Source organism: Prosthecobacter sp. (assembly GCF_049294395.1).
In the GTDB taxonomy this organism is placed as follows: domain Bacteria; phylum Verrucomicrobiota; class Verrucomicrobiia; order Verrucomicrobiales; family Verrucomicrobiaceae; genus Prosthecobacter.
On the sequence record NZ_JBAQCR010000137.1, the window covers coordinates 1 to 7,511 of the forward strand.

Genomic DNA, 7,511 nt, shown 5'->3' on the forward strand with positions numbered 1-7,511 from the left:
GCCCCACCCCGGTGCCCACACCTCCCGCCGCCCCCGCCAGGCCAAATCCTCCGCTGACCGCCCCGCCGCCACCCATCGGCTTGGACGGCGGCGAAAAATCGAGCATGTCCGGAAGCTCCGACAGCACCATCACATCCTTGATGCTGTTGGCCACCGCCAGTTTGCGATTGGGCATCGCCTTTTTCAGCCACGGATTTTTCTTCTGCTGAATCTTGTGCTGCAGCGCCTCTTCCGCCTGCGCTCCCTGAACGGAACCGCCTCCTGGAACAAAGTCCAGCTGCCTGTCCGTGACATGATGCACCACGATCAGGGCTCCAGCGCTCAGGATCAGCACATGCACGACAATGCTCAAAGCCAGCGAGCGCCCACCCCATTTGTCCCAGCGTACCCGCCAGGTATCTGCCGGTGGAGCCTGCACGTGAGACATGACACTGCGCCGAATTTTCGGCAGCGCCTTTACAGGAGGAAGAGCAGGAACCTTCGCTCTCTCTTGCATTTCCGACTTCCTCCCAGACTCTTCATCACCTGCCCTTGGGCGATGTTTGAAGTCATCAGGAGTGGGGGACATGACGGTTAACCAGTAAACCCCGCCAAGTTTCCCGAGTTTTCAACCAACCGCCAGACCGCATTGCAAAATATGCCAGCTTATAGGTCCGTGGCCTAGCCTGCAAAACACAGTCTCAAGACTCCTTTCGCAGCTTGCTGTGCTTGATGCCATAGAAGTAGTAGATAACGAGGCCAATGGCCATCCACACAAAGAGACGGATCCAAGTATCCGCTGGCAGAGAGCACGCTTGCAGCACGCAAATCCTCGCTCCCATAAGAGGGACCACTGGCACCCATGGCGTGCGATAAGGCCGCGGCATGTCGGGCTTGGTCTTGCGCAGGACGATGATACCAATGCAGACCACGCTGAATGCCATCAGCGTGCCGATGGACACCAGTTCACCCAGCAAATTCAGTGGCAGAAAGCCCGCCAGCAAGGAGCAGACCAGTCCCGTGACGATCGTGGTGATGTGCGGCGTGCCGTACTTGGGATGCACCTTGGCAAACATCGGCGGCAGCAGTCCATCCTTGGCCATGCTAAAAAACACACGAGGCTGGCCCATGAGCAGCACGAGTATCACCGAACTAAGACCCGCCAGCACCGCGATTTCCACCGCCATGCGCAGCCATTTCAAACTGTCCCCTGCCACCTTCTCCAGCGCGTACACCACCGGGGCATCCACATGCAGCTCCTTGTAGTTCACCATGCCGCAAAGCACGATGGACACCGCCACGAACAGCACCGCGCAGATCGCCAGCGAGCCGATCATCCCCCAGAACATGTCCTTCTGCGGATTCTTCGTCTCCTGCGCCGCTGTCGAGACCGCATCAAAACCGATGTAAGCAAAGAAGATCACCGCAGAGCCTTTGAGAACACCGCTCCAGCCGAACTTGCCAAATTCCCCCGTGTTTTCCGGGATAAACGGCGTCAGGTTCGCGGAGTTGATGTAGCCCCAGCCGAGACCGATGATCATCAGAATGATCACCACTTTGATCGCCACCATCACATTGTTGAAACTCGCGGATTCCTTGATGCCCACGACCAGCAGCGCCGTGATGATCCAGATCAGCAAAATGGCAGGAATGTTCACATAATTGGCCGTGTGCGTGATGTGCCCGTCAATGTAGTCCAGGGGGGCTCGGCACCACTGCTCAGGCAACTCCACGTTGAAGAAATCCTTCATGAACGGGGTGAAATGCTTGGACCAGCCCACCCCGACTGTGGCCGCTGCGAACAGATATTCGAGAATCAAATCCCAGCCGATGAGCCACGCCACCAGCTCCCCCCAGAGTCGCATACGAATAAGTGTAGGCGCTGCCTGCGATGGGAATGGCCGCCGCATACTCCGCATAACACAATCCGGCGAACAAACAGCCAAGCCCGGAAAGGACATAGGACAAAGCAACAGCGGGTCCCGCGAAGTCCGCCGCCGCATGTCCGGTCAGCACAAAGATACCCGTTCCGATCACCGCCCCAATGCCGAGTGAAACAAGCGCCCAGCGCGAAAGCACACGCTTCAGACCATGGGATTCATCTTGAGACTCAGCGATGAGCTGCGAAGTGGATTTGGTGCTGAAGAGACCTTTTTTCATAATGCGGGAAAGCGGCGCGAGTATGTGAAGACGCGCACAAAGCCGCAATCATTAAAAGTGCCAGTACGACTGCCAAATAACACGTCATTTGACAGTCTCTTTTTTTCCCAGCCCAAAGCTAAAAATGATCGTGGCGGCCACCAGCATCGAGCAGCACAAATAGTACAATCCACCCACAAACGACCCCGTCATTTTTTCCACCGTGCCCAGCACATTCGGCCCCAGAAAGCCGCCGAGATTCCCAATCGAATTGATCAAGCCGATGCTGCCTGCAGCGGCGGACTCGGTGAGAAACATGCTCGGCAGCGCCCAGAAGGCCGGCATGTAGCTCTTGAAGCCGGCAAAGGCGGTCATCAGGCACACCATCGTCAGCACCAGATTGCCCTGCGTTTGAGGCATCAGCCCCAGCGCCGTCGAACCCATGACGATGGGCAGCACCGCGTGCCACCGGCGTTCCTTGAAATGGTCTGAACTCCAGCCCATGAAAAGCTGTCCGCACATGGCCACGGCGGGTGGCAGCATGATAAGCCAGGTCAGCTTGTTCATGTCCATCGCATACCAGGATTTCAAAATGCTCGGCATGAAAAACTCAATGCCATAGCTGCCGGTCACGGTGCAGAAATAAACCAGCGCCAGCAGCAGCACCTTCGGGTGCCGCAGGGCTTCGATCACCGTCATGCGTTTGCCCTTGCGCGTCTCCGCACGTTCGCGCTCCAGTTCCGCTTCCAGCGCAGTGCTCTCTTCCTCCGTGAGCCATTTCGCCTGCTTGGGCCGGTCCACCAGCCAGAAAAACACAAAGGCACCCAGCACCACCGCAGGCAGCGCCCAGAACACATACACCCACTGCCAGCCCACCATGCCAAGTACCGGCGGATGTGCCGCATCTGAGCCAATCTCCAGCAGCGCATTTGAAATCTTCGGGCTCACAATCTGCGCCATCGGCGTGGCCACGAGAAACGTGGCCAGCGCACGAGCCCGGTCACGGCTGGGAAACCAGTGCGTGAGGTAAACGACCACGCCCGGGAAAAAGCCCGCCTCGGCCAGCCCGAGAAAAAAGCGCACCGTGTAAAACTGCCACGGTGTCGTCACCGCCGCCGTCAGCCCCGCCATCGCCCCCCAGGTGATCATGATCCTGCAGATCCACTTGCGCGCGCTCCAGCGTTCCACCATCAGCGTCCCCGGAATCTCCAGCAGGAAGTAGCCCAGGAAGAAAATCCCCGCACCGAAGCCGATCACCGCATTGTCAAAGCCCGGCAGATCCCGCGTCATCGTCAGCTTCGCCACCGCCACATTCTGCCGGTCCACATAGGCGATCATGTAGCTGACAAACAGCAGCGGCAGCAGATGCCAGTAAGCTTTGCGGCGTGCACGGTCGAGTGCCGCGGTGTGAGAGGTGGGGTCCGGGAGGCTGGATGGCATGAGATGAATCCGCAGTCTATCCGTCGGTCAATCCACCGCTCAAGCACGGAATGAGGAATCACTCGATCCCGTCCATCAAAAGCGGAATCGAGCATCCACACACATCCAGCGCATGATGCGTGAGTGCCTTCAGGCTCACTGCCAGACGCATCACATCACCCGAAGGTTCGCATCACTCCACGTCCAGCTCAGGACTTCGGCTTCACCTGATACTTGGCCGGAGTCTTGTCGAACTTGTCCTTGCACTCCGCCGTGGCGAAGATCACTCGCTTGCCGTCCTTGGTATTGCTGCGGAAAATCAGACGCGCGTCCTTGTGGCACACCGGGCATTCGGTGTTCACAGGCGGATCAGCGGCGATGCTGTTGAGCGTCAAAGAGGCCGTGAAGGCGAGAAGGGTCAGCAATGTTTTCATGGTTGGTCAGGTTGGTTGAAAGCAGACTGGGAGTTATTCAATGACATCGGCGATGATCTGTCACGCATGATTTTTCAGCGTGACATCACCTGCCCTGCCTGCCCTAGTGCGGTCCCCCCATGGAATCCCCCCCGCCCTCCCAGTCCACCACCCTCTTTCAGGTCATTGGCGGCTTGTACATCCTCTTCGGCAGTTTCACCCTCGTCAGCATGGTTCAGAACTCCAGCGTCTGCTTTGCCCCGCTCGAAGGCCAGACCGGGTTCATGGCGGACATGATGCGCGGAAATCCCACCTACGCCTCCTACATGCGGGTCCTCTTTTTCCCGGGCCTCCTTTACGCCTTGGTTCAGTTCGGTTCCGGTGTCGGCCTCCTCCGCCTCAGCGCACTTGCTCGCAAAGCCGCCCTCGCCTGCGCCCTCTATGGCATCGCCGCTGCACTGCTCACCGCCTGGCTCACCATTACCTACACCCTGCCCTTCACCCTTGCCTACACCCTGCAGCAGGTAAAAAATCCCGCCATGCTTGAGACCACGCGAAACGTCACCCTCGCTTCCGGCTACATCGGCATCGCGCTCGGTTTGCTCTATCCCTTGCTCGCTTTCATCCTGCTCAAACGAAACAAGATCCCCCGCTACGTCATCGCCTAGTCATGCTGACCTCCCTTTCCCAACTCCCGCAGCGCAAAGCCTGCGGCCCCAAGCTCGCCGTCCTCACCGCCTACGATTACCCCACCGCCCGCATGCTCGATGACGCTGGGGTGGATCTCCTCCTCGTCGGCGATTCCCTCGGCATGGTCGTCCTCGGCATGCCAGACACCACCGGCGTCACCATGGAAATGATGCTGCACCACACCACCGCCGTCTGCCGTGGCGTCACCCGCGCCCCCGTCATTGCAGATCTCCCCTTTGCCAGCTACCTCACTCCGGAAATGGCCGTGGCCAATGCCCGGCGCCTCATGGACTGCGGTGCCGCCTGCGTGAAGCTCGAAGGCGGCGTCGGCATGCTCCCGCAGATCCGCGCCATCATCGCCGCAGGCATTCCCTTCGTCGGCCACATCGGCATGCTCCCGCAGAGCGTGAAGGAAGAAGGCGGCTACAAAAAGAAGGGCAAGACCGCCGAATCCATCGACCACCTCCTCGCCGACGCCCAGGCCATCGATCAAGCCGGAGCCGTCGCCATCGTCCTGGAAAGCATCGTCCCCGCCGTCGCCACCCAGATCACCGGCCTTGTCAAATCCAGCACCATCGGCATCGGAGCCGGCACCGACACCGACGGCCAGGTCCTCGTCACCCCGGACCTCCTCGGCAGCTTCCCCTGGTTCCGCCCCCCCTTTGCCAAAGCCCGCGCCGATGTCGCAGGCGAAACCCTGCGCGCCGTTCGCGAATACATGGCCGACGTGCAGTCCTGAGTTGCCCGGCCTCTCACGAATAATTTCCACCAAGACTCTCCGCTCCGCACTCAAGTCACCTTGAGTTCAGTTGCTCTGCGAAAACTGCCCACCTCTTCGCCCCCCAACATCGCAAACCCAGCGTACGTATTGTAGTTCCGCCTTCAGGCGGTTCTGGACGAACGGCCACAGCGTCACGCTTCGCCAAAATAACTTTCCGCCGTGACTCTCCGTTCCATCATCACGCCGCCTTGAGTTCAGCGGCTCTGCTGTTCAAGCAATCCCGCACCTCCGTTGCCAATTCCTTCTGGTCTTTTCCAGCCGTCTCTGAGAAAATAAGGAATGAATTCCCTCCTCGCTCCCTTCGACCGGAAGTTCCTCAGCCGCCGCGAGATCCTCCGCACCCTCGGAGCCACCGCCGCATTCACCGCCTTCCCATCCCTCCGGGCCGCGACCACGCCAGCAGCAGCCAAAGACTCCCTGCCCACCCAGTTCTACAAAAGCCTCACCGAAGAGCAGCATTCAAAAATCGTCCTCCCGCTCGATCACCCCCAGCGCGGCTACGTCAGCAACTGGTGGTACATCTGCCCCGATCAGCGCCTCCACACCTTCTATACCAAAGATCAGCAGGACCTCGTCCGGCAAATCTTCGAGTCCCTTCATCATCCCGACCACCGCGAAAAAATGAACTGGCAGGTGCAGAAGGACCTGATGGGCAACATCAAAAACACACCCTCCGTCGGCTTCTTCGGCACCCCCGCCGACCCCGACTTCGAGTTCATCTACACCGGCCATCACGTCACCCGCCGCTGCCACGCCCACACCGATCAAGGCCTCGGCTTTGGCGGCCGCCCCATTTTCTACGGCAACTTCGCCAAAGCCTTCAACGAGACCAAAGACCACGAAGGCAACCCCTTCTGGTATCAGGGCCTCGTCTTCAATGAATTCGTCCAGGCCCTCGACGGCAAGCAGCAGGAAAAAATCCTCGTCGGCCGCGAACCCCGCGACGAAAGCCCCGCCAAAGTCATCGAAAAACGCAAGACCGACCTCCCCGGCCTCAGCGCAGCCGATCTCACCAAAGACCAGCAGGCCAAGCTCCTCGAAACCATGCGCCGCATGCTCGTTTGTTTCCGCCCCGACGACGTCGCCGCCACCATGAAAACCATCGAGGACAAAAACCTCGTCCAGCGCCTCTTCATCTCCTGCTACGGCGGCAAATACGACATCGCCTCCGACAAAGTCTGGGACACCTGGCAGATCGAAAGCCCCGACTTCGTCTGGTACTTCCGCGGCCACCCTCATATCCACGGCTACTTCCATTTGCCGGTTTAACAGGCTGTTAAAGTCTCGGAGCGCCGCAGCCGCCAGTAAGCTTGTTTTTGCAGCCAAACAATCTCAGCCATCAGGCACGACTTCGCCGACTTGGATAGAGATAGCTCATTCAGCACCCAAGCATGCACGCGCCCGCATCGTCGCACGAAAGCAGCATTCTCCAAAAGCCGCACCTTTACCGGCAACTTTCAGACATCATCAAAAACCCACGATGACAGGCCTTAACCGAGTGACATTCATGCCTGGAATCTTTTTTGTCTTTTTCGTGACATCGCTTCTCCTTGCCCCCTGAGGTGGGAGCGGTAACATTACGCATGAGCGAGCAATCTACGGCAAGGCTGGGCTGGATAAAGTTGCCACTTTGGCTGCTGGCAGCACCGGCAATCTATGTCCTCAGCTCAGGTCCGGTCACAGCATTATATGGAAACCACTGGCTTCCCGAATTCACTGGCAACTGGATACAAACGTTATATGCCCCCCTCGGTCTGCTCGCTGAACATCCGTTACTCGAAAAGCCGTTAGTTGGATACTGGCGCTGGTGGGATGAGGCACTAAAAGCGGGTTTTAATGGGTGAAGGCGGGCTTGAGATCAAGTCTGCCGCAATGGAACAAGATGCGGATGCGGTAGTTGGCGAATGAGCGGAACCCTCTGGCGGCGCTTTTGATGGACTGGATGCGGCTGTTGAGGCCTTCACTCGCAGCATTGGTGATGCGGTGTCTGATGTAGTTGAAGATCTCGCGCCAATGTGCGTCGATGAGACGCACCACCTTCTTTAACGGCTCAAGCCTGCTGCGCATCACCGCCTTGCGCCAGGCTTCGT

Annotated in this window: 8 protein-coding genes and 2 pseudogenes; 4 read left to right on the top strand and 6 right to left on the bottom strand. The window is 58.8% G+C overall.

Features of this window, described 5'->3' with window-relative positions:
* The 5 genes and pseudogenes from WAW39_RS09115 to WAW39_RS09135 all read right to left on the bottom strand — a co-directional run.
* A pseudogene (locus WAW39_RS09115) lies at positions 1-427 on the bottom strand (hypothetical protein); the annotation flags it as partial.
* 253 nt (positions 428-680) lie between these two features.
* Entirely contained in the window at positions 681-1,844 is a 1,164-nt protein-coding gene (locus WAW39_RS09120; RefSeq protein WP_422317991.1) for an APC family permease, read from the bottom strand.
* Positions 1,845-1,875: 31 nt separating this feature from the next.
* Positions 1,876-2,139, bottom strand: a pseudogene (locus tag WAW39_RS09125) (amino acid permease); the annotation flags it as partial.
* Positions 2,140-2,223: 84 nt separating this feature from the next.
* Complete coding sequence (locus WAW39_RS09130) at positions 2,224-3,558, bottom strand: MFS transporter (protein ID WP_422317993.1); 1,335 nt, start codon at positions 3,556-3,558, stop codon at positions 2,224-2,226.
* A gap of 188 nt (positions 3,559-3,746) precedes the next feature.
* Complete coding sequence (locus tag WAW39_RS09135) at positions 3,747-3,971, bottom strand: hypothetical protein (protein ID WP_422317995.1); 225 nt, start codon at positions 3,969-3,971, stop codon at positions 3,747-3,749.
* Between the two features lie 119 nt (positions 3,972-4,090).
* On the opposite strand from WAW39_RS09135, the gene WAW39_RS09140 reads away from it, so the two are divergent.
* The 4 genes from WAW39_RS09140 (at position 4,091) to WAW39_RS09155 (ending at position 7,265) form a co-directional block, all read left to right on the top strand.
* Complete coding sequence (locus WAW39_RS09140; protein ID WP_422317997.1) at positions 4,091-4,618, top strand: hypothetical protein; 528 nt, start codon at positions 4,091-4,093, stop codon at positions 4,616-4,618.
* Between the two features lie 2 nt (positions 4,619-4,620).
* The gene (gene panB, locus WAW39_RS09145; protein WP_422317999.1) at positions 4,621-5,379 is read left to right on the top strand and encodes a 3-methyl-2-oxobutanoate hydroxymethyltransferase; all 759 of its coding nucleotides are present in this window, start codon (positions 4,621-4,623) and stop codon (positions 5,377-5,379) included.
* Between the two features lie 321 nt (positions 5,380-5,700).
* Positions 5,701-6,690 carry a DUF3500 domain-containing protein gene (locus WAW39_RS09150; protein WP_422318001.1) on the top strand — a complete coding sequence of 330 codons (990 nt, stop codon included), beginning with the start codon at positions 5,701-5,703 and terminating at the stop codon, positions 6,688-6,690.
* A gap of 314 nt (positions 6,691-7,004) precedes the next feature.
* Positions 7,005-7,265, top strand: coding sequence for a hypothetical protein (locus WAW39_RS09155; protein WP_422318003.1), 261 nt, complete (start codon positions 7,005-7,007; stop codon positions 7,263-7,265).
* Here WAW39_RS09155 and WAW39_RS09160 read toward each other — a convergent pair.
* Positions 7,255-7,511, bottom strand: a 257-nt coding sequence (locus tag WAW39_RS09160; RefSeq protein WP_422318005.1) for a transposase, incomplete at its 5' end; no start/stop codon positions are given. The genes WAW39_RS09155 and WAW39_RS09160 overlap by 11 nt on opposite strands.

Bases quoted from the DNA above. Each gene is read 5' to 3' on its own strand.
- WAW39_RS09140 (WP_422317997.1), top strand. From the start codon at position 4,091: ATGGAATCCCCCCCGCCCTCCCAGTCCACCACCCTCTTTCAGGTCATT.
- WAW39_RS09150 (WP_422318001.1), top strand. From the start codon at position 5,701: ATGAATTCCCTCCTCGCTCCCTTCGACCGGAAGTTCCTCAGCCGCCGC.
- WAW39_RS09120 (WP_422317991.1), bottom strand. From the start codon at position 1,844: ATGCGACTCTGGGGGGAGCTGGTGGCGTGGCTCATCGGCTGGGATTTG.
- panB (WP_422317999.1), top strand. From the start codon at position 4,621: ATGCTGACCTCCCTTTCCCAACTCCCGCAGCGCAAAGCCTGCGGCCCC.
- WAW39_RS09130 (WP_422317993.1), bottom strand. From the start codon at position 3,558: ATGCCATCCAGCCTCCCGGACCCCACCTCTCACACCGCGGCACTCGAC.
- WAW39_RS09135 (WP_422317995.1), bottom strand. From the start codon at position 3,971: ATGAAAACATTGCTGACCCTTCTCGCCTTCACGGCCTCTTTGACGCTC.
- WAW39_RS09155 (WP_422318003.1), top strand. From the start codon at position 7,005: ATGAGCGAGCAATCTACGGCAAGGCTGGGCTGGATAAAGTTGCCACTT.